Annotated in this window: 22 protein-coding genes; 8 read left to right on the top strand and 14 right to left on the bottom strand. The window is 69.6% G+C overall.

Annotated features, from left to right (window positions below):
* Positions 1 to 27 precede the first annotated feature (27 nt).
* On the top strand, positions 28 to 2,967 hold the full coding sequence (locus H8N03_RS06610; RefSeq protein ID WP_255428122.1) for an ATP-binding protein: 2,940 nt from the start codon (positions 28 to 30) through the stop codon (positions 2,965 to 2,967).
* On the opposite strand, the gene H8N03_RS06605 is transcribed toward H8N03_RS06610, so the two are convergent.
* Positions 2,951 to 6,535 (bottom strand): Dyp-type peroxidase domain-containing protein, encoded by a 3,585-nt coding sequence (locus H8N03_RS06605; RefSeq protein ID WP_187075367.1) that lies wholly within the window; start codon positions 6,533 to 6,535, stop codon positions 2,951 to 2,953. The genes H8N03_RS06610 and H8N03_RS06605 overlap by 17 nt on opposite strands.
* 184 nt (positions 6,536 to 6,719) lie before the next feature.
* On the opposite strand from H8N03_RS06605, the gene H8N03_RS06600 reads away from it, so the two are divergent.
* Together H8N03_RS06600 and H8N03_RS06595 are read left to right on the top strand one after the other, a co-directional pair.
* Positions 6,720 to 7,919: an MFS transporter gene (locus H8N03_RS06600; protein WP_255428098.1), complete on the top strand. Its 1,200-nt coding sequence runs from the start codon at positions 6,720 to 6,722 to the stop codon at positions 7,917 to 7,919.
* A gap of 116 nt (positions 7,920 to 8,035) precedes the next feature.
* The gene (locus tag H8N03_RS06595; RefSeq protein WP_187075366.1) at positions 8,036 to 8,425 is read left to right on the top strand and encodes a hypothetical protein; all 390 of its coding nucleotides are present in this window, start codon (positions 8,036 to 8,038) and stop codon (positions 8,423 to 8,425) included.
* An 8-nt stretch (positions 8,426 to 8,433) separates the two neighbouring features.
* On the opposite strand, the gene H8N03_RS06590 is transcribed toward H8N03_RS06595, so the two are convergent.
* Positions 8,434 to 9,153: a hypothetical protein gene (locus H8N03_RS06590; protein ID WP_187075365.1), complete on the bottom strand. Its 720-nt coding sequence runs from the start codon at positions 9,151 to 9,153 to the stop codon at positions 8,434 to 8,436.
* Positions 9,154 to 9,766: 613 nt separating this feature from the next.
* Here H8N03_RS06590 and H8N03_RS06585 point away from each other — a divergent pair.
* Complete coding sequence (locus H8N03_RS06585) at positions 9,767 to 10,357, top strand: NnrU family protein (protein ID WP_187075364.1); 591 nt, start codon at positions 9,767 to 9,769, stop codon at positions 10,355 to 10,357.
* 3 nt (positions 10,358 to 10,360) lie between these two features.
* On the opposite strand, the gene H8N03_RS06580 is transcribed toward H8N03_RS06585, so the two are convergent.
* Positions 10,361 to 10,579, bottom strand: coding sequence for a DUF3072 domain-containing protein (locus H8N03_RS06580; RefSeq protein ID WP_187075363.1), 219 nt, complete (start codon positions 10,577 to 10,579; stop codon positions 10,361 to 10,363).
* Between the two features lie 154 nt (positions 10,580 to 10,733).
* Between H8N03_RS06580 and H8N03_RS06575 the strand changes: the two genes are divergently transcribed.
* Positions 10,734 to 11,564, top strand: coding sequence for an SDR family NAD(P)-dependent oxidoreductase (locus tag H8N03_RS06575; protein ID WP_187075362.1), 831 nt, complete (start codon positions 10,734 to 10,736; stop codon positions 11,562 to 11,564).
* 4 nt (positions 11,565 to 11,568) lie between these two features.
* Positions 11,569 to 11,826: a hypothetical protein gene (locus tag H8N03_RS06570; RefSeq protein ID WP_187075361.1), complete on the top strand. Its 258-nt coding sequence runs from the start codon at positions 11,569 to 11,571 to the stop codon at positions 11,824 to 11,826.
* A gap of 41 nt (positions 11,827 to 11,867) precedes the next feature.
* On the opposite strand, the gene H8N03_RS06565 is transcribed toward H8N03_RS06570, so the two are convergent.
* From H8N03_RS06565 to minC, 5 genes are all read right to left on the bottom strand, one after another.
* A complete protein-coding gene (locus H8N03_RS06565; RefSeq protein WP_187075360.1) occupies positions 11,868 to 12,083 on the bottom strand; it encodes a hypothetical protein in 216 nt (71 codons plus the stop codon).
* 94 nt (positions 12,084 to 12,177) lie between these two features.
* Positions 12,178 to 12,666, bottom strand: coding sequence for an SRPBCC family protein (locus H8N03_RS06560; RefSeq protein WP_187075359.1), 489 nt, complete (start codon positions 12,664 to 12,666; stop codon positions 12,178 to 12,180).
* Positions 12,667 to 12,725: 59 nt separating this feature from the next.
* Complete coding sequence (minE, locus tag H8N03_RS06555) at positions 12,726 to 12,992, bottom strand: cell division topological specificity factor MinE (RefSeq protein WP_187075358.1); 267 nt, start codon at positions 12,990 to 12,992, stop codon at positions 12,726 to 12,728.
* Between the two features lie 66 nt (positions 12,993 to 13,058).
* Positions 13,059 to 13,874 (bottom strand): septum site-determining protein MinD, encoded by an 816-nt coding sequence (gene minD / locus H8N03_RS06550; RefSeq protein ID WP_187075357.1) that lies wholly within the window; start codon positions 13,872 to 13,874, stop codon positions 13,059 to 13,061.
* Between the two features lie 9 nt (positions 13,875 to 13,883).
* Positions 13,884 to 14,624: a septum site-determining protein MinC gene (gene minC, locus H8N03_RS06545; protein ID WP_187075356.1), complete on the bottom strand. Its 741-nt coding sequence runs from the start codon at positions 14,622 to 14,624 to the stop codon at positions 13,884 to 13,886.
* Between the two features lie 171 nt (positions 14,625 to 14,795).
* On the opposite strand from minC, the gene H8N03_RS06540 reads away from it, so the two are divergent.
* Positions 14,796 to 15,215, top strand: coding sequence for a hypothetical protein (locus H8N03_RS06540; protein WP_187075355.1), 420 nt, complete (start codon positions 14,796 to 14,798; stop codon positions 15,213 to 15,215).
* Here the strand turns inward: H8N03_RS06540 and H8N03_RS06535 are convergent.
* Genes H8N03_RS06535 through H8N03_RS06510 form a run of 6 tightly spaced genes read right to left on the bottom strand, consistent with a single transcriptional unit; the run spans position 15,111 to position 19,764 of the window.
* Positions 15,111 to 15,722, bottom strand: coding sequence for a UdgX family uracil-DNA binding protein (locus tag H8N03_RS06535; protein ID WP_187075354.1), 612 nt, complete (start codon positions 15,720 to 15,722; stop codon positions 15,111 to 15,113). The genes H8N03_RS06540 and H8N03_RS06535 overlap by 105 nt on opposite strands.
* Positions 15,715 to 16,398, bottom strand: coding sequence for a DUF4130 domain-containing protein (locus H8N03_RS06530; protein ID WP_222622870.1), 684 nt, complete (start codon positions 16,396 to 16,398; stop codon positions 15,715 to 15,717). Before H8N03_RS06530 ends, H8N03_RS06535 begins: the two co-directional genes overlap by 8 nt.
* Positions 16,395 to 16,715, bottom strand: a complete 321-nt coding sequence (locus H8N03_RS06525; RefSeq protein WP_187075352.1) for a hypothetical protein — start codon at positions 16,713 to 16,715, stop codon at positions 16,395 to 16,397. The genes H8N03_RS06530 and H8N03_RS06525 overlap by 4 nt, the downstream gene beginning before the upstream one ends.
* 55 nt (positions 16,716 to 16,770) lie before the next feature.
* Positions 16,771 to 17,706 (bottom strand): lysylphosphatidylglycerol synthase domain-containing protein, encoded by a 936-nt coding sequence (locus H8N03_RS06520; protein ID WP_187075351.1) that lies wholly within the window; start codon positions 17,704 to 17,706, stop codon positions 16,771 to 16,773.
* Positions 17,706 to 18,959: a cardiolipin synthase ClsB gene (gene clsB, locus H8N03_RS06515; RefSeq protein WP_187075350.1), complete on the bottom strand. Its 1,254-nt coding sequence runs from the start codon at positions 18,957 to 18,959 to the stop codon at positions 17,706 to 17,708. The genes H8N03_RS06520 and clsB overlap by 1 nt, the downstream gene beginning before the upstream one ends.
* A gap of 7 nt (positions 18,960 to 18,966) precedes the next feature.
* Positions 18,967 to 19,764, bottom strand: coding sequence for an endonuclease/exonuclease/phosphatase family protein (locus tag H8N03_RS06510; protein WP_187075349.1), 798 nt, complete (start codon positions 19,762 to 19,764; stop codon positions 18,967 to 18,969).
* 295 nt (positions 19,765 to 20,059) lie between these two features.
* On the opposite strand from H8N03_RS06510, the gene H8N03_RS06505 reads away from it, so the two are divergent.
* Positions 20,060 to 20,623, top strand: a complete 564-nt coding sequence (locus tag H8N03_RS06505; RefSeq protein ID WP_187075348.1) for an acyloxyacyl hydrolase — start codon at positions 20,060 to 20,062, stop codon at positions 20,621 to 20,623.
* The last annotated feature ends 52 nt before the right edge of the window (positions 20,624 to 20,675 follow it).

The raw sequence follows: 20,675 nt of genomic DNA, 5'->3' as shown, positions 1-20,675 counted from the left end.
TCGAGACGAACGGACGGCGCCGTGGCTATGATCCCGCCGTACCAGCAGGGGGTGATGGTGCACGCAGCGCAGAGCGACCTGTCCGGCACGCGCGAGGAGCGGCGATATCTCACGCTGCTCTTCGCCGACCTCTCGCACTCCACCGCCCTCGCGGAGCGGATGGAGCAGGAGCACTATGCGGCGCTCATCGCCGACGTGCACGCCATCTACCAGGACGTGATCGAGCGCCACGGCGGCGAGGTCGAGCAGGTGCAGGGCGATGGCGTCCTCGCCAGCTTCGGCCTGGCCGGCCGCGCCGAGGATGCGGGCCGCCGCGCCGTGCAAGCCGCGCTGGAGATGCACGAACGCGTGCGCTGCCTGGCGACGCCGCTGCCCGACGGGCTCGCGCCCTCGCTGCACAGCGGCGTCCATTCCGGCCTGGTGCTCGTGCGCGAAGGTCGCGCCATCCTCGGCAAGCGCGAGCTGCTCGGCCCCGTCACCAACACCGCCGCCCGCCTGGCCGCAGCAGCCGGGCCGCACGAGATCCTGGTGAGCGAAGCCGCGCTCGGGCCGGCACGCCGCTTCTTCGTGACGAGCCCGCCGCAGCAGCTGGAGGTGCGCGGCCGCAGCGACCCGGTGCTGGTCTACAAGGTGGACGCGCGGGCCGGATCGTCCGAGGCCGTGAAGGCCGCATGGCGGGCGGGCACCGAGTTCCTCGGCCGTGCGGCGGAGCTGGCGCGGCTGGACGCCGCGCTCGACGAAGCCATGGCCGGGCACGCGCGCACCGTCGCGATCGTGGCGCCTCCCGGCCAGGGCAAGACGCGGCTGGTCGACCAGTTCCTGGCCGGTGCGCTGCAGCGCGGCTGCTTCGTCCTGCGCGGCTATTGCGAAGGCACGCTGGGCGGCGAACCGTCCGAACCCTTCCGGCACATGCTGCAGGCGCTGGGCGCCGAAGCCGCGTCGGCGACGGCGTTCGAGCAGGTGCTGGAGCCGGTCGCCCGCGAGCAGCCGGTGGTGCTGTCCATCGACGACTGGCAGTGGGCCGACGACGCCTCGCGCTCGCTGCTCGCCTCGCTGCGCACGCGGCGCGGCTGGCCGCTGCTGGTCGTGCTCTGCGCGCGCCCCGTGCAGGACGCGACGGGACCCATGCCCGCCGACGACGTCTTTCCCCTGCCGCCGCTCAGCGCCGACGAGTCGCGGCAGCTCGTCGCCACGCGGGTCCCTGGCGCGGACCCCTTCATCGCCGCGAAGATCTGCGACGCGGCCGGCGGCAACCCGCTCTTCCTGGAGGAGCTGTGCCACTCCGCGGCGCGCGGGCAGGCGGAGCGCCGGCCCGGCGGCGCGAACGCCGGCTGGCTGAGCCAGCTCGTGCAGTCGCGCGCCGAGGGACTCGACGCGGCGCAGAAGGAGCTGGTGCAGGTGGCCGCGGTGATCGGCAACGTCGTGCCGGCCTGGCTGCTGGAGACGCTCACCGGCCGGCGCATCGACGACGCCGTGCTGGGCCAGCTCGTCGAGCGCGACTTCCTCTTCGCGGGTGAACGGGCCGGCACGCTGCGCTTCAAGCACGGCGTGACGCGCGACATCCTCTACGACTCGGTGGGCCTGCACGCGCGGCAGGCGCTGCACCTGCGGATCGCCGAAGCGCTGCGCCAGCACACCTCGGGCGAGTCGCGCGACGACGCGCTCGAAGCCATGGCGCTCCACTACGACCTCGGCGGCGACGCGGCCCGCGCCGCGGATTGCGCGGAGCAGGCGGCCGACAAGGCGCTGTCGCTCTCCGCGCTGGACCGCGCCCGCGCGCTCTACCGGCTCGCGCTCGCCTCGCTGGACAAGCTGCCGCAGACGCCGGAGAGCGCCTTGCGCTGGGTGGGCATCGTGCAGCGCCTGGGGCGCGTGTGCGTCTTCGACCCGGTGCGCAGCGAGCTCGCGCTCGGGCAACGCGCGATCGCACTCGCGCAGGAGCATGGCGATGCCTCCACGGTGGGGCGCGTGCATCACTGGATCGGCTACATGTGCTATTCGCTGGGCGACACGCGCGCCGCCATCCGGCATGGCGAGCTGGCGCTGTCCGCGGCACGCGCGACCGGGGACGCGAAGCTGGAGCCTTTCGCCGTGGCCCTGCTGGGTGAAGCGTATTGCGCGGCGGCCCTCTACGACCGCGCGTTGCCCCTGCTGGACGAGGCGATCGTGGTGAAGCGCCGCCACCACAAGGGCCGCACCAACGTCGGCCTGGCCTTCTCGCTGGTGTGCCGCGCCTACCTGCTCGCCGAGCGCGGCGACTTCGACGGCGCCTACGGCTGCTTCGACGAGGCGGCCGCTTGCATCGAGGACGTGACGCACGAAGTGGGCGCCACCGTGGAAGGCTGGCGCAGCGCCGTGCTGCTGTGGCAGGGCCGCTGGCAGGAAGCGCGCGATGCGGCGGCGGCTTCGTGGCGCGTGGCCGAGCGCACGCAGAGCCTCGCGCAGATGTCGATCGCGCGGGCGATGGGCGCGTATGCGGAGTGGATGCTCGAGGGCCGCCCGGACAGCATCGGCACCATCGTGGAAGTGCTGGACTGGCTGCGGCCGCGCGACAGCTGCCTGTACCGCTCGCTGTACCACGGCTGGCTGGCCGACGGCCTGCTCGCGATGGGCCGTCGCGAGGAAGGACGGGCGCATGCCTTGCAGGCCTTGCGGCGCGGGCGCGAGCGCGACTTGCTGGGGCTGCCCATGGCGTGCCGGGCGCTGGCGCTGGATGCGGTGGTGCACGCGCCTGGACGGGCGGAGCGCTACCTGCGCTGGGGCATGCGGGCGGCGCAACAGCGCGGCTCGGTGCACGAGATCGCGGGGATGCAGCTTTGCGCGGCACGGGTTGCGCTGCGTGCCGGGGAAGAAGCGCGGGCCCTGGGCTTGCTGGACGAAGCCGCCGCCGCCTTCTCGCGGCTGCGGATGGAGTGGCATCTCGCGCAGGCCGAGGCACTGCGCGGGGAAGTCACTCGCGGTCGGTGATCACCAGCAGCACGGGCGAGCCGGTCGGTCGCAAGGTGCCGGCCTTGAGCACGCCGCCGATCATCGCGAGAAGGACGCCCATGGCCATCTCGTAGCCGGGGCAGCCGTGGACCGTCGGCTTCTCCGACGCGGGGCAGTCGCGCCCGAACAGGAGCTCGTCGGGTGCCTTCGGGTTCGTCATCGCGGAGCCGATGCCGAGCACGACGCGGCGGTAGGTGTTCGTCGTGTCGGCCTTGCGGTCGCTACCGACAGGGCTGCGCCAGAGAAGCTCGGGGACCGGGTGCTTGCGCATCGCGTCCAGCATCCGGCGGCGCAACGCGGTGTCCGCCTGGCCCAGGGTGAGTTGCTTGTCGGGCGAGTGTTCGAAGAGCACCTGCTGGTGGTCCCACAAGGACTTCTCCTCGTTGATCCAGGTTTCCATCACGCGCAGGAAGTTGCCTTGCACCGTGGGAGTGAAGCCGAGCATCGTGCCGGCGATGTTGTCGGCGATGCGGTCGGCCGTGACGCCCTGGGCCTGCAGTTCCTTCTCGATGTCGGCCGACAGCGGCGCATTGGCCAGGGACGGCCTGGTTGCGTACCAGGCGGCCACCGCCTTGCGGACCGCGTCCCCGTGCGCCTGGCCTTCCTCCACGACCTCGGTGCGCGGATGCGGGCCGAAGATGTAGCGCGAGGCGCTGCCCAGGCTGCCGGGGCAGCGGGGCTTCTCGGGACGGCCCGGACGGCGCCCGCCGGTGGCCAGGTGCGTGCCATCGGGCACGCCGAACAAGGCCGTGCACACACCGGCGAGGACGTCGTCGCTGAACGTGACCAGGTCGAGGGGGCGCCGGGCCGGGTCGCCGGGCGCGCTGGGGATGGGGAGGATCTTCGCCAGTGCCTTGTCGACCTCGGTCAGGGCGGTCGCGAAGGCAACGGACTCCGTGATGCGGGCGATCGCGTCCCTCACCGGCAGCTCCTGCTTTCGCTGCGCGTCGTTCGGGTCCATGCCCAGCAGGTTCGGGCCGATGGACAAGCCCTTGCGCACGCCGTAGCCGTGCACGGAGTAGCTGGTGCCGTCGTCCTTCATCACCGCGAGCACCTCGTCGTGCGTGCCCAGGAGCTTGCCGTACGCACGATTCTGCGGCGCCGCCGGGTTCCTGGTGCGCACCCATTCCCAGACGAGGGCGTTCTTCTCGCGGTCCTCGACGAGCGAGCGCACGGCTTCCAGGTCGGCGGCTTCGGGGTCGAAGGCCGGTGCCGTGGCCGCCGCAGCAGCGGCCGCGGGCGGGCGCGGCACGGCGAACTGGTCGAGGGATCGCAGCGCGGCGAGCGACGGCACGAAGGTGTACAGCCCCCACTGGAGCTGCACCAGCGGCTGGTCGTCGAACTCCACACGCTGCACCACGAACTTGTCCGGCGGCTGGACGCCCGGGGCCGGCGCCGGCACGGTCTCCTTCTCCACGTAGCGGAAGGTGTACTTCTCGCCTTCCTGCGGCACGCGCAGCAGCGGGTCGCCCTGCGCCGAGCCTACGCCGCTGCTGTTGCCGCCGGCGACCCAGCGCTGGATGGTCTCGAACTGCTCGGTGATGCTGGCGCAATAGGCCATGAACATCACGCCGCGGTCGGTGGTCCGGTCCTTCGTGGACTCCGGGCCGTAGGACATGCCGCGGCGCAGGATGCGGGGCGTGTACGGCCGCCCGTCCCGCGGGTTGGAGCGGCGGATGTGCGAGTGGTACGGGCAGGCGTCGCTGGCCTCCTGCGTGTCGAAGGCGAAGTCGTTGGGGTGCTTGCCGTTTGCGGGCAGGCCGTGCAAGGGGGCGCCGCCGGCGCCGCGCCCGAACATCTTCTCGAGCAGCTTCATGCCCTGTTGTCCGGGGGGCGCCACCTTGTCGAGCCGGTCCATGAACAGGCGCAGCTTGCGCACGACGAGGAAGCTGCCGTCTTGCAGGAAAGGGTCCTGCACGGAAGGTGCAGCGTCGCCGCGGGCATTGGCACGACCGAGCAGCAGCTCGCCCGAGCGGACGGCGTCGTCATGGAACGTTCCGCCCTTCTGCGGCTGGCAGGACAACGACGGCTGGCTGACGCCGTCTGCAACACCGAGGTGCCCGACCACGTCCCCGTTCGCGTTGCGGTAGCTGCGCAAGGCCTCCACGGCCTGGAGGTACAGGCCTCCACCATCGAGCTTCTTCGCGGCCGCCAGGAGGGCGGGGTGCAGCAACTCCTTTTCCGACGGGTCGTCGATGCGCAGCTGCACGACCACGTGCACCGTCTTGAGGTCGACGCGCTGGCCGCTGCCGCCGTTCAGGAGCTGCGGCCGGGTCCAGCGGTCCGGATGGTTGGTGCGCACGTCCCCCAGCAGCGCGGCGCGCGCTTCCATGCCTTCGAGGAAATCCTGCGGCAGCGTGTCGAGCGTGTCCTGCGAGAAGCCGAGCGCCTGCAGGCCCGGGTACGTGAGGGCGACGAGATGGCCGATGCCGCCCTTCGTCACCGGGCCGCAGAGGCCGGCGAAGCCGGCCAGCGTCTGGCGTGCCGCCTGCACGACCTTCGGGTCCCGCGCGTCCTGAACCCGCAGCAGCGCCATGCACCCGTGCGTCACGCGCCCGTCGTCCAGCATGTGCGACTGGAGCAGCTGGGGGTCGACGATGTCCGGCGCGCTCTTGGGTACCTGGGGTGGCTTGTTCCACTGCAGCCACTCGAGTTCCTCGGCGAACGCCTGCTTCGCCCCTTCCCATGCCTGTTTCAGCGGATGCGCCGCCGGCAGCGCGGCGGCCTTCGCCTCCACCTCCCGCATGAACAGGATGGGATCGCCCAGCACGTGCTGCGCGAACCGGCGCAGCACCGCCTCGTCGCCCAGCGGGTCGCCGAACCTGTCGTTGCGGGGGAAGTAGGCAGCAATGCGGTACAGGCCCTTGAGCGTGCGGAAGGGAAGGGCCAGCGCGCGCGTGGGGTTCTTCCAGGCTTCCACCAGCATGGTCCGGGTGCGTTCGACCGCCGAGGGCTGCCGGTGCCGCGCGAGTTCCAGGTCCGTCTTGCCATCGCGCTGCATGGCCTCGAGGCGCCCCAGGTAGCCGGCGTCTTCGCAGGTGATCGACGAGTTCGTATAGAAGAGGCCGGCATCCACCTCGTTGCTGCGCACCCAGTCGCAGAACGCGTCGAAGGTGGCCGCGCGCGAACCCGGATACGTGGGCGAATGGCAGAACAGCAGGTCCAGCAGCGGGCCGATGTCGCGCTGGATCACGCGCATGTACGGTTCCCAGCCGCCGTCGAAGGTCACGTTGAGCGAGAGGCGCCAGGTGCCGAAGGAAGGCGGCAGGCCTTGCGGCATGGAGTCCGGCGGCACCAGCGCGTAGCGGAAGCCGTGGATGATGCCGAAGCGCCCGATCACGTCCGGGAACACCGACAGCAGCTCCGATTCGCGCAGGTTCTGGCGCGAGGCATGCAGCGCGTCGAGCACCTTGCGCAGGCGGGCCACGTGGCTGATCGCCTCCACGCTGGGCACCATGTCGCTGCGCAGCGGCGCGAGCACGGAGAGATTGGTGAGGCCGGTCAGGCCGGTGGAGCGCGTGCGCGCCTTCGTTCCTGTGGATGTCACGGCTGGTCTCCTTCGCGCGTCACCGGGTGTAACGGAGCGACACACTTTAGGACGCAGGGCAGGCGATGGCAACGGACCGTCCCCTGTTTGGGCGTCGGCCGAATGGGGGAGGCGTTGCGCTTCGTCGAACGCCGTTCTGCTCGGCTGCAGGCAAGGAAACGCGCCGGTATGCTGCGCGCGAAACATGTCCTCCACGCCCCGCACCGCCGACGCCGTGACCGGCGACTCCCTCTGGTCCGCCTTCCTTCCCCTGCTGCCTTTCATGGCGACGGTGTTCGCCGGCTTCTTCGCCATGGGCATGGCCTTGCCCGTGCTGCCGCGGCACGTGCACGAGGCGCTGGGGCAGGGCACCGTCGTCGTCGGCTTCGTCATGGGCAGCCAGTACCTGTCCGCGGTGTTCGGGCGGATGGTCGCGGGCGGCAGCGTCGATGCGCGCGGGCCGAAGCACGCGGCGCTCGCAGGCCTCGGGTTCGCGGTGGCGGTCGGTGCGCTCTATCTCGCGTCGGTGCCGTTCGCGGGAATGCCGGACGTGGCACTGCTGCTCGTGCTGGCAGGACGGCTGCTCTCCGGCTTCGCGGAGGCGTTCGTGATCACGTCGACGTTGGCCTGGGGCCTCGCGCGCGTGGGGCCGGCGCATGCGGGCAAGGTGTTCGGCTGGATGGGCGTCGCGCTGTTCGCCGGGTTTGCCGCGGGGGCGCCCGCGGGCACGTTCCTGCACGGGCACTTCGGATTCGCGGGCGTGGCAATCGCCGTCGTGTCCGTCGCGTCGGTGGGATGGGTGGCCACGCACCGCATTGCCGCCGTGGCGCCGAGCACCTTGCCGCGCCTGCCGTTCCATCGCGTGCTCGGTGTCGTGAAGTTGCCGGGGCTGGGCCTCACCCTGTGCTCGCTTGGCTACGCGATGATCACCGCGTTCGCCGTGCTGCTGTTCGCCGAGCGCGGCTGGGGCGGCGGGGCGCTCGCGGTGAGCTGCATGGGCGTGGGTTTCATCGCCGGGCGGCTGCTGTTCGGGCAGTTGCCCGATCGCGTGGGCGGCGCGCGCGTCGCGATGTTCTGCGTGCTCGGCGAGGCGGTCGGGCTGGCCCTGCTCTGGATCGCACCGCACCCGGCGGTGGCGTGGTTCGGTGCGGCGCTGGCGGGCGGCGGCTACGGGCTCGGCTTCCAGGGCTTCGGCGTCGAGGCCGTGCGGCGCGCGCCGGCGCAAAGCCGCGGGTCGGCGATGGGCGCGTACGTGATCTTCCAGGACGTCTCGATGGGGCTGGGCCCGCCCCTGGGCGGACTGCTGGCGCAGGCGGCTGGACTGGATGCGGTGTACCTGGCGGCGGCGGTGGGCGCAGTCGGATCCGCGGCGGTCGCGGCCGTCCTCGCGCGCCGCCCGGCCTGACGCGAAGCTTGTGGAAAGCTGACAGTCCGGCGAACGACGATGGGAGAACTGGCCACGCTTAGGCAATTACCTTAAGCTCGACCGTTGCACCGGTTCAAAAACAAGAACGACCCGACGTGTCCCACGACGCTTCCCCGGCAATCCAGGCAGTCTCCCCCAGCCCGGGCGGTGCTCCCGCCGCGGCGGCGGCCGCCTTGCCGACCATCGACCGGTGGCTGGTGGCGGGGCATGACCGCATCGTCGGTGTCCTGCGCGATGGCACGAGCCCGCGCCACGGCAAGAAGATCATCACCTCGCCCGTCGTCCGCATGCGCATCCGCGACGACGGCGCCCGCGTCGCACAGACGCAATCCGGCAGCCGCTACGTGCTCGCCGCTCCGGCAGCGGGCTTCGGTGCGGAGCGCGCGGAGCAGTTCGTGCGCTTCAAGTGCAGCGTCCCGAGCTCGCAGGAGCTGCCGCCGCTGTCGCCGGACCTGCAGACGGGGTTGTTGAAGCTGCAGGGGTAGGGCCGGCGTCAGCAGCGCAGGCGGAACTGTTCGTCCCGCGTCTTGTGCCGCTCGGCCCGGATCCAGTCCTGTGTCTGCGCGCTCTGGGGCTGGCGAGCCATCGCGTCGAACTGGTTGACGCGAGCGTCCAAGGACTCGCACAACTGCCTCCTCTGGCTGGCCTGCGACGGCGGAGCCTGCACGTACGCCGGTGGTGCCGCGAGCTGCTGCCCTGCGTGGCGCTGCGCCTCGGCGATCTGCACCTGCTGCTCGAAGGGGAGGCCGGCGGGCACGCTGGCGATCCGGTCGATCAAGGCGCGGTGCTCGTGGCAGTGATTCGACGCCCAGAAGGTTCCGCCGGAATAGTCCTTGCAGTGGTAGATCGTTCCACCGGTCCGAGCCTGCGGCGCAGGCTCCGGCGCGGGTGGCTGCGTCGGAATGGCCACGACTCGCGCTGCCTCCGATGGCGACGGGACGCGCTCCGATCCTGGACGCGCCAGCGGGGTGGCGGAGGGTCGCTCTTCGACCAGCCTCTCCACCACGGGCTGCGCCTGCTTGCGGCGGGCGTTCTTCGCGGTCCACCAGTCGTAAGCCTGGTAGAGGGCGAAGCCAACGGCGATGCATGCGAGCGTCATCGTGAACAGCGACGGCGCTTGCGGTGGCGTAAAAGGCCGATCCATGTCCCGCAGCATGCGGTCCAGCGTGTTGCGGTTGCGCTCCCGCATGTAGTCGCGATCTTGCAGTCCCAACTGCCGCCCCCTCGTCGTCTGGCTCGGGAATGTAGCTAGGTTTGCCCGAATGGGACAGCCGGCGGAAGGAGGAAGGGCCGACGCGCTGCGCGCGCGGTGGGGTTCGCGGTGCTCACCTGCCGGCGGCGCGGCCGCCGCCACCCTACGAAGATGCGACGACCCATTCGTCGCGACTCCGGGATCTTTGCGCTCGAGGGGCGCGATGCTGCACGCATGCAGGCGATCCGGCAAGCGTTTTCTGCGTGGCGTCGCCTCGCGGCGACATCCAGTGGTCGGCTGAAAATTTATTTCGATGGAACAAGCCTGTGGAGCGTTCCGGCACAACCGGGCAGTTGTCCACATGCTCGGCCGTTACGCCAAGGTTGTCCAAGTTTGCAGGACACCACCGACGCACGCCTACACACAGTCGTCTCACGGACGCAAGTGCTTGATGGCAAAGGAAGAAAAGCGGGTTGTCCACACCGGAGCGCCGCCCTTAGCTACTACGACTAACTTTGAAAATGAAATTCAGGAGAACAGCCGCGGACACGAATCCGGCTGTTTGCGGCCGCGGGCCTTGGGGTCGGCGAAGCCTTGGCGCAGAATCCGCCGCTCGGATGGAAAAGGGTTCGCGATGCTGGTGCTCGTGGTCGGGTTGGTGCTGTTCCTGGGGGTGCATTCGACGCGCGTCTTCGCGGACGACTGGCGCACGGCCACGGTCGCGAAGGTAGGAGCGCGGCCGTTCAAGGGCGCGTACTCCGTCGTGTCGCTCGCCGGCTTCGCGTTGATCGTCTGGGGCTACGGCCTCGCGCGCCAGCAGCCGGTGGCCTTGTGGGCCCCGCCGCCGGTGGGCATGCGGCACGCGGCGTCCTTCCTGACGCTGCTGGCGTTCATCCTGATCGCGGCTGCCTACGTGCCGCACAACGAGATCAAGCACCGGCTGCACCACCCGATGGTGCTGGGCGTGAAGGCGTGGGCGCTCGCGCACCTGCTGGCCAACAACACGCTCGCCGACCTGGTGCTGTTCGGGTCCTTCCTGCTGTGGGCCGTGCTGGACTTCCGTTCCGCCCGCAAGCGGGACCGCGACACGGACACCGTCTACGTGAAAGGCAACGTGAAAGGGACCGCCATCACGGTGGTGGTGGGTGTGGCGGCCTGGGCGGTGTTCGCGTTCTGGCTGCACCGGGTGTTGATCGGGGTGCAGCCGCTGGGGATGGGGGCGTGAGGCTCAGCTCCCCCTTCCCGTCTTCTCCTGCAGTTCATCGATCTTCTTCGACGCCTCGGCCTTCGTGAGGTCGTCCTCGACGTCTTCCTTCGCCTCTTCGGCGAGCGTGTGCAGGTAGGAACGCTGGGCGCCCGTCATGGGCTGGTCGCCCGTGACCCAGCGGTCCGGGTCCTTCTGCATGTTGCTGTCCTCGGCCTTGGCTTGCGTCTGCTTGTCGGTCATGCGAACTCCTGACTGGCTATAAGCACAGTGTCCGTCCGGGGGCTGCGCCGGCATGTAGGTGCATGCCGGGAACTGCCCTCCGATACGAAGGTGTCCGACACCCTCGTGGCGACCTCCTTCCCAGAATGGGTCGGATGACACGGAGGTTTTCGCAATGGATGAACTGAAAGCGCCGCGGCCGCTGGCGGTGGTCACCGGTGCCTCGACCGGCATCGGCTACCACCTCGCGCGTTGCGCGGCCGAACATGGCTACGACCTGGTCGTCGCCGCGGACACGCCGCTGGCCGACGCGGTGAGGGACTTCGAGTCCCTCGGCGCGAAGGTGCAGGCGGTGCAGGCCGACCTGGCCACCACCGAAGGCGTGCAGCACCTCGTCTCCGCGATCGGCGAGCGCGAGGTGGAGGCCCTGATGGCGAACGCGGGCCACGGCCTGGGCGGCTCGTTCCTGCAGCAGGACTTCGCCGACGTGCTGCACGTGATCAACACCAACGTCACGGGTACGCTGCACCTGATCCAGCAGGTCGCGCGCGGCATGGTGGCCAAGGGCCGCGGCCGCATCCTGGTCACGGGCTCGATCGCGGGTTTCCAGCCCGGCGCGTTCCACGCGGTCTACAACGGCTCGAAGGCCTTCGTGGACTCGTTCTGCGCCGCCTTCCGCAACGAGCTGAAGGGCACCGAGGTCACCGTCAGCTGCCTGATGCCGGGCCCGACGGACACCGAGTTCTTCGTGCGCGCCGGGATGGAGACCACCAAGGTCGCCAACGACCCCAAGATGATGATGGACCCGGACGAGGTGGCGAAGATCGGCTTCCAGGCCATGCTGAAGGGCGAAGCCGATGTCGTCGCCGGCGTGCGGAACAAGATGCAGGTCGCCATGAGCAAGGTCATGCCCTCGCAGGCGACGGCGCAGATGCACCGCAAGCTGGCCGAGCCCGGCACGACCGAGCCGACGCTGCAGAAGGAACACCTGGACCACAAGGAGTAAGACCATGACCCACCGCTACAAGGCCCACCCCGAGGACAAGCAGACCCCCCGCTCCGGGAAGGTCGAGAACGACACCAACAAGCAGGGCCACGAGAAGGCCACGCAGACCAACGAGGGCCGCCGCACGGCCGCGAGCCGGCACGACCGCGAGGACCACATCGGCAACAACCAGGTGAAGATGCGCCGCGGGTCGACCCAGGGCACGAGCTCGCAGCAGCCGCCGATGAAGGAGGCGCGCGGCGGGAACAAGCGCGGGATGTAGGTCCCGCCAGTGAAAAGGGCCGCAGCGCGGCCCTTTTCGTTTCAGTGCGGATCCCGCAGGTCGCTGAACTCGAAGCAGTGGCAGCCCAGCCCCAGCTGGCAGCCTTGCGGGCGCCAGCGACCGTCCGCCTGCTTCACGAAGAACTGCTTGCCCGCCAGCAGGCGGCGCAGCACCGGGTCGAAACCGTCGAAGGCCGTGGGCGCCAGCGAGGCTGCTACGACGCTGCCGGTGACGAACTTGTCCGTGGCGATGGTCATGGCGCGGATTCTCCTGCTTGCCACAACGGCACGCCAGCACTGTCGTTGACAGTGGTGCGAGGGAGCAACGGTAAAGAAGTTTGAGGTGCGCGCCCTAGAGGTGCACGCCCACCCTGCGGGGGAACAGCTCGCGCTCCATGAGCGCCAGCATGTTGGTCCAGCCCTTGCGGCCGGTTTCTTCCATCATCCGGGCCTGCTCGCTGGCACCCATGTCGTGGGTGAGCGTCAGTTCGCAGGCCATGGGGCTGACCGGGACGATGTCCACACTCACGCGCGTGGGGTCTTCGGACCCGAACATCAGCACGCTGAAGTCGAAGACGATCCGGCGGGGGCGTTCCAGCTCGAGGTACTTGCCCAGGTGCACCACGTCGAAGACGCTTTCGTCGCCGTCTGCGGCGGGGCGGCGGTCGATGACGGTGAAGCCGCCGCCGACCTCGGGGGTGATCTCGCACTGCATGACGTTGCCGGTGCGGGTGCGGAACAGGAAGCGCGAAGCCTGGTTGGGCGTGAGCCACGCGTCGTACACGCGTTCCGCAGGGGCGCTATAGCGATGCGATACGCGAATGACGACGGAACTGCTCATCCGTGCTTTATCCCTCTGACAGGCACCGCCTGTCAATCCTGTCAATCCTGACAGTCCCCCTAGCGTGTGACTTCCGGCAGCTCGATCTTCACTTCCAGCACTTCCAGGTTGTCCTGGCGCGCCACGTCGACCTTGAGGTGGGAAGGATCGATCTTCACGTACTTGCTGATCACGGCGATCAGGTCGCGCTGCAGGGCCGGCAGGTAGTCGGGCGCGCCGCCGGGGTTGCGGCCGCTCCTCTCGTGCGCCAGGATGATCTGCAGCCGCTCCTTGGCCACGCTGGCCGTTTTCTTCTTCTCTCCGAGGAGGAAGGACAGCAGCGACATATCAGTAAACCTCCGTGCTACGCACTGCGGTTGCATGCTCCTTCGGAGCGGCCGGGCGGAGCATGTTCACTTCCTCCCGAACAGGCGCTTGAGCAGCCCCGCCTTCTGCGGATCCACGAAGCGCAGGGGCTTGTCCTCGCCCAGGAAGCGCGCCACCACGTCGAGGTAGGCTTCGCTCACGTCCGTCCCTTTCAGGTGCACGGCCGGCGTGCCCTGGTTGGAGGCCTGCAGCACCGACTCCGACTCGGGGATCACGCCGATCAGGGGGATGCGCAGGATGTCCTGGATGTCTTCCAGCGACAACATGTGGCCCGCGTCGACCCGGTTCGGGTTGTAGCGGGTGATCAACAGGTGCTCCTTGATGGGCTCCTTGCCGTCGATGGCCCGCTTCGTCTTGCTTGCGAGCATGCCCAGGATGCGGTCGGAGTCGCGCACCGAGCTCACCTCGGGGTTGGTCACCACCAGCGCCTCGTCGGCGAAGTGCATGGCCATCAGCGCGCCGGTCTCGATGCCGGCCGGCGAGTCGCAGACGATGTACTCGAAGCCCAGGCCGGCCAGGTCGTTCAGGACCTTCTCGACGCCTTCCCGGGTCAGGGCTTCCTTGTCGCGCGTCTGGCTGGCGGCCAGGACGGACAGGCTGTCGTTGTGCTTGTCCTTGATCAGCGCCTGGTTCAGCGTGGCTTCGCCATGGATCACGTTGACGAAGTCGTAGACCACCCGGCGCTCGCAGCCCATGATCAGGTCCAGGTTGCGCAGGCCCACGTCGAAGTCGATGACGACGGTCTTGTGCCCGCGCAGGGCCAGCCCGCTCGCGAAGCTGGCGCTGGTGGTGGTCTTGCCCACGCCTCCCTTGCCGGAGGTGACGACGATGATCTTGGCCATGGGGTTTCCTTAGGGGTTCAGCGGCTCCATCACCAGCTTGTCGTCGATCAGACGGACCTGGGCGGGTTTGCCGCGGAGGGATTCGGGCAGCGGGTTCTCGCTGGTGCGGTAGACGCCGGCGATGGAGACCAGCTCGGGCTCCAGGCACAGCGTGAGGATGCGGGCGCCGGTGTCGCCGCGCGCGCCGGCGATGGCCTTGCCGCGCAGCGGCGCATACACGTGGATGTGGCCGTCCGCGATGACTTCGGCGCCGGGATTCACCATCGACATCACCACGAGGTCGCGGCCCCGGGCATAGACCTGCTGGCCGGAGCGCAAGGGCTTGTCGACGACGAGGGCGAAGGCGGGCTGCTGGATCACGACCGGCGGCAGCGCCTGCATCGGCTCTTCCTCCCTCTCCCCCTGGGAGAGGGTGGGGATGAGGGCAGCCTCCGGCGCAGCGGCCAATCCGGCCTTCAGCGCCTCGCGCATCTGCGCCTCCGTCCCGCCCTTGGCCGCCACCGGCACCAGGCGGTACGCGGACAGCAGCTTCAGGAGGCGCTCGAAGTCCACGTCCGCGGCGCCCAGCGGCGCCAGGTCGATCACCAGCGGGTCGTGGTCGAAGAACTCCGGCATCTCGCCGAACCGCTCCTGCAGTTCTTCCGCCAGCGTCCCGAGGTCGGCGGACTTCAGCAGCAGCGCCACGAGGGGCAGGTTGGCGCTCTTGATCTCGAACGTGGCAGGCGCGCGTCCTGCGATGGCGACGGTCATCGGTACTGCGTTGGAAAGGCGCGCGGAGTTTAGCAGTCAGGTGTAACGCTTCAGGTTGCAAGCGCAACGGTTCATCGACGCAAGCCCTCTCCTACCGGATCTCCAGCATCCCGCGCTCTTGCCCACCCCTGCCGGCGCCGCAGACTGCGGGGGCAGACAAGGAGTCTGGAGATGACCCACACCCTTCACCATCCGACGCACTGGCTGGGCGTCGCCGTCGTCCTCGCCATGGGCTGCCTCGCCTTCGAGGCGATCGGCCAGCAGCCCACGAACAACCTGAACCCGAACGCCGCCGCGGTGTTCCAGGGGCGCCCCGCCATGTCCGGCGCGCAGGCCGGCCTGGGCGCGATGGCGGGCCCGCCGCAAGGCGGCCTGGGCCTGCAGGGCTCCGATGGGAGCGGCATGAACCTGCGCCGGCCGCGCATCATCGAGGAGCAGATGGCCCAGGCCCCCGCGCCGGTCGCCTGCCCCGAGGTGCCGCGGATCTCAGCGGCGGAACAGCCGCTGTGCCTGCCGCAGGTCTTCGACGAAGGCCTCGAACGCCGGTTCGCGCGACTCGGGATCGACCCGCAGCAGCGCGGACGGATGTAAGGTCACCAGGACCTCCAGGCCGTCCTCCCGCGGCAGCCACTGCCCGCGGTTGACGGTCACCGGCACGGCGCGTCCGAGCAGGGAACGCGCCGCGCTCGCGCCCAGGGCCACCAGGGCCGCGGGCCGCACCAGCGCGATCTCGTCTTCCAGCCAGTGATGGCAGGCCGCGATCTCTCGCTGCGTGGGGCTCTTGTGGATGCGGCGCTTGCCGCGCAGCTCGAACTTGAAATGCTTGACCGCGTTGGAGACGAAGGTCTGCTCGCGCGGGATGCCGGCGGCTTCCAGGGCGCGCGACAGCAGCTTGCCTGCCGGCCCCACGAAAGGGTGCCCTTGCAGGTCCTCCTGGTCGCCGGGCTGTTCGCCCACGAGCATCAGCTTGGGCTTCAGCTTGCCTTCGCCGATGACGGACTGCGTGGCGATCTCGCCGATGGGGCACTCGCGGCAGGCCATGGTGGCCGCCTTGAGCGCATCGAGGGTGGTGATCTTCGGGTCGGGCCGCTCAGGCATGGTGCGCGGCGAACACGCGCTCGTGGCAGGCCAGCCAGTCCGCATCGCCGGCATCGTGGCGCGGCAGCTCCGCGCCCGGCACGCCGGGGCCGAACAGCAGCCGGCCGCCTTCGCAGCGCACGCTGCGCTCGGGCGTGAACACCGCCCAGCGCGGCGCGGGCAGGCGCTTGGCGAGCCAGGGCGCCACCGCTTCCACGACGTGGTGCGCGGGCTCGTAGCAACCCACCTGCACGTCTTCGCCGTCCGCGTCGCGGAGCGAGCGCATGCGCAGGTTGGCCTTCATCTTGTGGATGTCGCGGCGCACGGCATGCGCCATGTGCTGCGCCTGCAGCATGTCGGCGTCGCCGGGATCGTTGCGCAGCCCGGGTTCGTGCACCAGGCGCCAGAGCAGCCGGTACAGCAGCGAGAAGCGCTCCGGGTCGCGGTGCAGCACCACGAACTCGCACAGGCGCGTGAAGGAGGCCGGCACGATGGCCGTCGCCGCGCGCGCGACGTTGCGCGGGCGGCTGGATTGCGGCGACTGCGGCGCGACGTAGGCGTCCGCGGGTTCCTCGAGTTGCCACTGCACTTCGTCGGGCGGGACCTGGTGCGCCAGCAACTGGCGCGCTTCGGAACGGAAGCCCGCCAGGTCGGTGTGGCCCGCGAGCCTGGCTTCCATGCTGGTACTGCTCATCATCCTCGACTCCGCTTCCGGCTCTTCGCCGTCGCCTTCCTGCGCGTCACGATGCGTTGGGGCTCGTCGCTCGCCACGGGTGCCATGTCCTCGCCGCGGACGCGCGGGCGCGAGGCTTGCCGCGGCGCGTCGTCGGCCGGCAGCGTGGGCGGCACCATGAAATGGGGCGGCACGGTGGTCACGAGCGCCACCCATTGCTGCCAGCCCTTCGCCATCCAGTCGAAGGTGGCGCGGTTCCAGCGCGATGCGGCCTCCCAGCCGGCCAGCGGGTGGAACCAGTCGGCCAGCGGCTGCGCTGGCTGTTCGTTGCGAGTCTCCATGGACGGCATTTTCGATACCAAAGTCTCTTCCGTGCGGTCAACGTATGTAATTGATTCAGGCGGGCACCGGCTTGCGCGTGCGCATCTCCAGCTTCAGGTAGAGCAACGCACCGGCCAGCAGCGGCGTGAGGTAGAAGATGGCGCGGTAGGCGAGCAGCGCGCCCAGCAGCTGGTGCTCGGGGATCTTGTGCGACAGCAGCGCGATGAAGACCGCTTCCGTGACGCCGAGGCCCGCCGGGATGTGGAGCATCACGCCGGCGATCGCGGCCACGAGCAGCACGGCAAGCGCCTGCGGATAGTCCACCTGGCCCTGCAGCAGCGCCCAGGGCACCGCGGCCATCGTCATCCAGTGGGTGCAGGAGATCGCGAGCTGCGCGAACGCCATGCGCAGCGTGGGCAGGTCGATCTCGTGGCCGCGCACCGTCCAGCTGCGCTGCTTGCTGAAGGCGCAGAGCCCCAGGTAGACGACGCTGAACGCCAGCAGGCCGACGCCCAGCAGGCGCAGCTCCTCGTGGTCGATGCCCCACTTGGGCGGCAGCTCCAGCGGCGCGAGGGTGAACACGAGGCCGGCCAGCAGGATGTAGCCCAGCCAGTTGGTGATCATGGACAGCGTCACGATGCGCGTGATGTCGCCGTAGCGCACGCCCATCTTGCCGTAGAGGCGGTAGCGGAAGCCGATGCCGCCCACGAGCGAACCCAGGTTCAGGTTGAAGGCGTAGCTGGTGAAGCTGATCTGCATCACCTTGCGGTCCGGCAGGTGGTGGCCCGTGTAGTGCCGCCCGACCACGTCGAGCAGGCTGTAGACCAGGTGGCTGACCACCGCCAGGAACAGCGCCTTCATCAGCACGGGCCGCGGCAGCTCCAGCATGCTTTCCTTGACGCGGCCCCAGTCCACCGTGCGTGCATAGCGCACCAGCAGGAAAGCCACGGCGAGGAGGAAGACCGCGCCGACGATGCGCTTGATCCACGGCCACCAGGGGTGGTTGCGCATCAGGCCTTCTCCCGCGCCGGCGAGAACAAGGGCATGGGCTTGCCCGCCATGGCGGCCGCGGGCAGCAGGCGCGGCACGTGCCGCGGCAGCCACTGGGCCCAGCGCGGGTAGTAGCGCGTGAAGTGGTACGCGAGGATGCTGCGGACGCGATCCCAGCCCTGCAGCTCGCCCAGCGTCTTCTCGGTCACCTCGCTGCACGCGTGGCACATCAGCTTCTCGAGGTTGGCGGACAGCGTCGCGTTGAACGCGCGGTCGCGGATGATGACGTTCGCCTCGAGGTTGAACGACAGGCTCATCGGGTCGAGGTTGCTGGAGCCGACGGTGCACCACTCGTCATCCATCACGGCCACCTTGCCGTGCAGGGGCCGCTCGCAGTATTCGTAGATCTTCACGCCGGCCCGCAGCAGGTAGTGGTACAGCATGCTGGCCGCGGTCTTCACGAACGGCATGTCGGGTTCGCCCTGCAGGATCAGCCGCACGTCCACGCCGCGCTTCGCCGCGCGCTTCAGCTCCTTGATCACCCGGTAGCCGGGGAAGAAGTAGGCGTTGGCGATGACGATGCGCTTGCGCGCCGAGCGGATGGCGATGCGGTAGTGCCGCTCGATGTCGTCCATGTGCCGGCGGTTGTCGCGCACGACGAACATGGCCTCGGCGCTGCCGGCGGGCGGCAATTCGTCGGGGGCGGCGCGGAACTGCTTGCGCCAGCGCCACCACTGGCGGCGGTGCCCGGCGTAGCGCAGGCCTTCCGCGAGCGCCGCGTGGGTGAAGCGATGGATCTCCGCCACCAGCGGGCCGTGGATCTCCACGGCGTAGTCCTGCTTGGCTTCGGGTCCGAAGTCCTTGAGGTGGTCCGCCGAGTAGTTGATGCCGCCCACGAAGGCGACCTGCCGGTCCACCACCACGATCTTGCGGTGCATGCGGCGCAGCAGGTGCGGCCGCAGCCCGAAGGGGCGCGGGCCCGGGTTGAAGGAGTGCACGCGCACGCCGGCTTCGCGCAGCGAGGAGAGGAAGCGCTCGGAAAGGTCCGGCGAACCCCAGTCGTCGATGGTGATGTCCACCTGGGCGCCGCGACGCGCCGCGGCGATCAGCGCCTCGTGCAGCTGCAGGCCCACCTTGTCCTCGAAGAGGATGAAGGTCTCGACGATCACCTCGCGCCTGGCGTTCGCGATGCAGGCGAACACGCGCGGGAAGAATTCCTCGCCGTTCTCGAGCAGGGTGAAGTCGTTGCCGGGGATCCAGCGTCTCTGTTCCATGCGTTCCTCAGAGGTGGATCTCGGCCACCAGCGGCGCGTGGTCCGAGAGGTGCGACCAGGGGCGGCGCGGCAGCACCACGGGCAGGTGCACCGAGCAGTTGCGCACGTAGATGCGGTCGAGGGACAGCACCGGGAAGATCGCGGGGAAGGTCTTCGCCGGCTCGCCGTACGCCGCCACGAAGATCTCGCGCAGGCCGGCCTCGCGCAGGAGGATGTCGTTGGCACGGCGGCGCCAGTCGTTGAAGTCGCCCGCGACGATCAGCGGCGCGTCCTGCGGCACTTCGGTGCGGGTGATCTGGCACAGGAGGTCCAGCTGCTGCTGGCGGTGCGCTTCGGCCAGGCCCAGGTGGACGCAGATCGCATGCACCTGGTGCGGGAAGTTGGGCACCTGCAGCACGCAGTGCAGCAGGCCGCGCTTCTCGGGGCCCGCGATCGACACGTCGTGGTTCTGGTAGTGGACGATCGGGAACTTGGACATCACCGCGTTGCCGTGGTGGCCCTTGGGATAGACCATGTTGCGGCCGTACGCGAACTGCGGCCAGATGCTGTCGGCCAGGAACTCGTACTGGCCGCCTTCCGGCCAGTCCTCGTATTTCTTGCCGTGCGCGTCGTGCATGCCCAGCACTTCCTGCATGAAGACCAGGTCCGCCCCGACCTTGCGCACCGCATCGCGCAGCTCGGGGAGGATGAAGCGGCGGTTGAAGGTGGTGAAGCCCTTGTGGATGTTCACCGTCATCACCGTGAGTTGCGGTGCCGCCACCTGGTTCTCGGTGGTGCGGTGCAAGGGCTGGCTCAGGTCGCTCATGGGCTTGCGTCGTCGTCGTTGTGCGGTGGGGCTCTTTTTGTAAATGCCCAGCTCTAGCGGCCAAGTAGGACGCAAGGCCAAGATCGTGCTGGCTTCAGGCGGTGCGGGCTGTGGCCCGCCGTCGATTCGGCCGTGGCGAAGCCGCGCGGCCGCCGCGCGTGTAGGAAGGCGACGCACGCGCCTGCCGGAAAGCGCCGCACGCCCCCGTGCGGGCGCATCCATTTTTTCGCGGCCGCGGCCACGGCACGGCTGAGGCAGGCCACCGTGTGCGCACGCCGCGACACACTCCGGCCCCATGACAACAACAACGACCCTCGCGCGCGCCTGCGCCACCGGCCTGCTGGCGCTGTCCTCCTCGCTGGCCCACGCCGTCGACTGGCAGCCGGACGCGTTCACCGTGAAGGCGGGCATCGGCGAACACAATTCGGTGATGGCGGGCGGCGGCCTGCGCTGGGACTGGGACTTCCAGCGGATGCGCCGCAAGTCGGAACTGACCGCCCACACCGAGGTGATGCTCAACGAGTGGCGCGCGGAGCGCCCCGATCACAGTGGCTACCGGCTGTACACGCAGGTGGTGGTGCTGCCGTCGCTGCGCATGCGCCTCGATCGCGGTGCGTCGCCCTGGTTCCTGGAGTTCGGCATCGGCCTGAGCTGGATGAGCCACAAGTTCGAGACGCCCGACAAGCAGTTCAGCACCGAGTGGAACTTCTACGACGTGCTGGGCGTGGGCTACACGTTCGGCGGCGCGCAGGGCAAGCACGAGGTCGACCTGCGGCTCGTGCATTTCTCGAATGCGGGGCTGCGCGATCCGAATCCCGGCCTGAACTTCGTGCAGGTTCGCTACACGCGCGAATTCTGAGACGGCGCCGTGCTCGGCCGTCCTACGACGCGCCGGAGCATCGGCCGATACG

It is taken from the genome of Ramlibacter cellulosilyticus (genome assembly GCF_014297465.1).
GTDB lineage: Bacteria > Pseudomonadota > Gammaproteobacteria > Burkholderiales > Burkholderiaceae_C > Ramlibacter > Ramlibacter cellulosilyticus.
This window is presented reverse-complemented; position numbering and strand designations above follow the sequence as displayed.

Coding starts and splice junctions, on each gene's coding strand:
- H8N03_RS06610 (WP_255428122.1), top strand. CDS start 28: ATGATCCCGCCGTACCAGCAGGGGGTGATGGTGCACGCAGCGCAGAGC.
- H8N03_RS06600 (WP_255428098.1), top strand. CDS start 6,720: ATGTCCTCCACGCCCCGCACCGCCGACGCCGTGACCGGCGACTCCCTC.
- H8N03_RS06585 (WP_187075364.1), top strand. CDS start 9,767: ATGCTGGTGCTCGTGGTCGGGTTGGTGCTGTTCCTGGGGGTGCATTCG.
- H8N03_RS06580 (WP_187075363.1), bottom strand. CDS start 10,579: ATGACCGACAAGCAGACGCAAGCCAAGGCCGAGGACAGCAACATGCAG.
- H8N03_RS06575 (WP_187075362.1), top strand. CDS start 10,734: ATGGATGAACTGAAAGCGCCGCGGCCGCTGGCGGTGGTCACCGGTGCC.
- H8N03_RS06570 (WP_187075361.1), top strand. CDS start 11,569: ATGACCCACCGCTACAAGGCCCACCCCGAGGACAAGCAGACCCCCCGC.
- H8N03_RS06565 (WP_187075360.1), bottom strand. CDS start 12,083: ATGACCATCGCCACGGACAAGTTCGTCACCGGCAGCGTCGTAGCAGCC.
- H8N03_RS06560 (WP_187075359.1), bottom strand. CDS start 12,666: ATGAGCAGTTCCGTCGTCATTCGCGTATCGCATCGCTATAGCGCCCCT.
- minE (WP_187075358.1), bottom strand. CDS start 12,992: ATGTCGCTGCTGTCCTTCCTCCTCGGAGAGAAGAAGAAAACGGCCAGC.
- minD (WP_187075357.1), bottom strand. CDS start 13,874: ATGGCCAAGATCATCGTCGTCACCTCCGGCAAGGGAGGCGTGGGCAAG.
- minC (WP_187075356.1), bottom strand. CDS start 14,624: ATGACCGTCGCCATCGCAGGACGCGCGCCTGCCACGTTCGAGATCAAG.
- H8N03_RS06540 (WP_187075355.1), top strand. CDS start 14,796: ATGACCCACACCCTTCACCATCCGACGCACTGGCTGGGCGTCGCCGTC.
- H8N03_RS06535 (WP_187075354.1), bottom strand. CDS start 15,722: ATGCCTGAGCGGCCCGACCCGAAGATCACCACCCTCGATGCGCTCAAG.
- H8N03_RS06530 (WP_222622870.1), bottom strand. CDS start 16,398: ATGATGAGCAGTACCAGCATGGAAGCCAGGCTCGCGGGCCACACCGAC.
- H8N03_RS06525 (WP_187075352.1), bottom strand. CDS start 16,715: ATGGAGACTCGCAACGAACAGCCAGCGCAGCCGCTGGCCGACTGGTTC.
- H8N03_RS06520 (WP_187075351.1), bottom strand. CDS start 17,706: ATGCGCAACCACCCCTGGTGGCCGTGGATCAAGCGCATCGTCGGCGCG.
- clsB (WP_187075350.1), bottom strand. CDS start 18,959: ATGGAACAGAGACGCTGGATCCCCGGCAACGACTTCACCCTGCTCGAG.
- H8N03_RS06510 (WP_187075349.1), bottom strand. CDS start 19,764: ATGAGCGACCTGAGCCAGCCCTTGCACCGCACCACCGAGAACCAGGTG.
- H8N03_RS06505 (WP_187075348.1), top strand. CDS start 20,060: ATGACAACAACAACGACCCTCGCGCGCGCCTGCGCCACCGGCCTGCTG.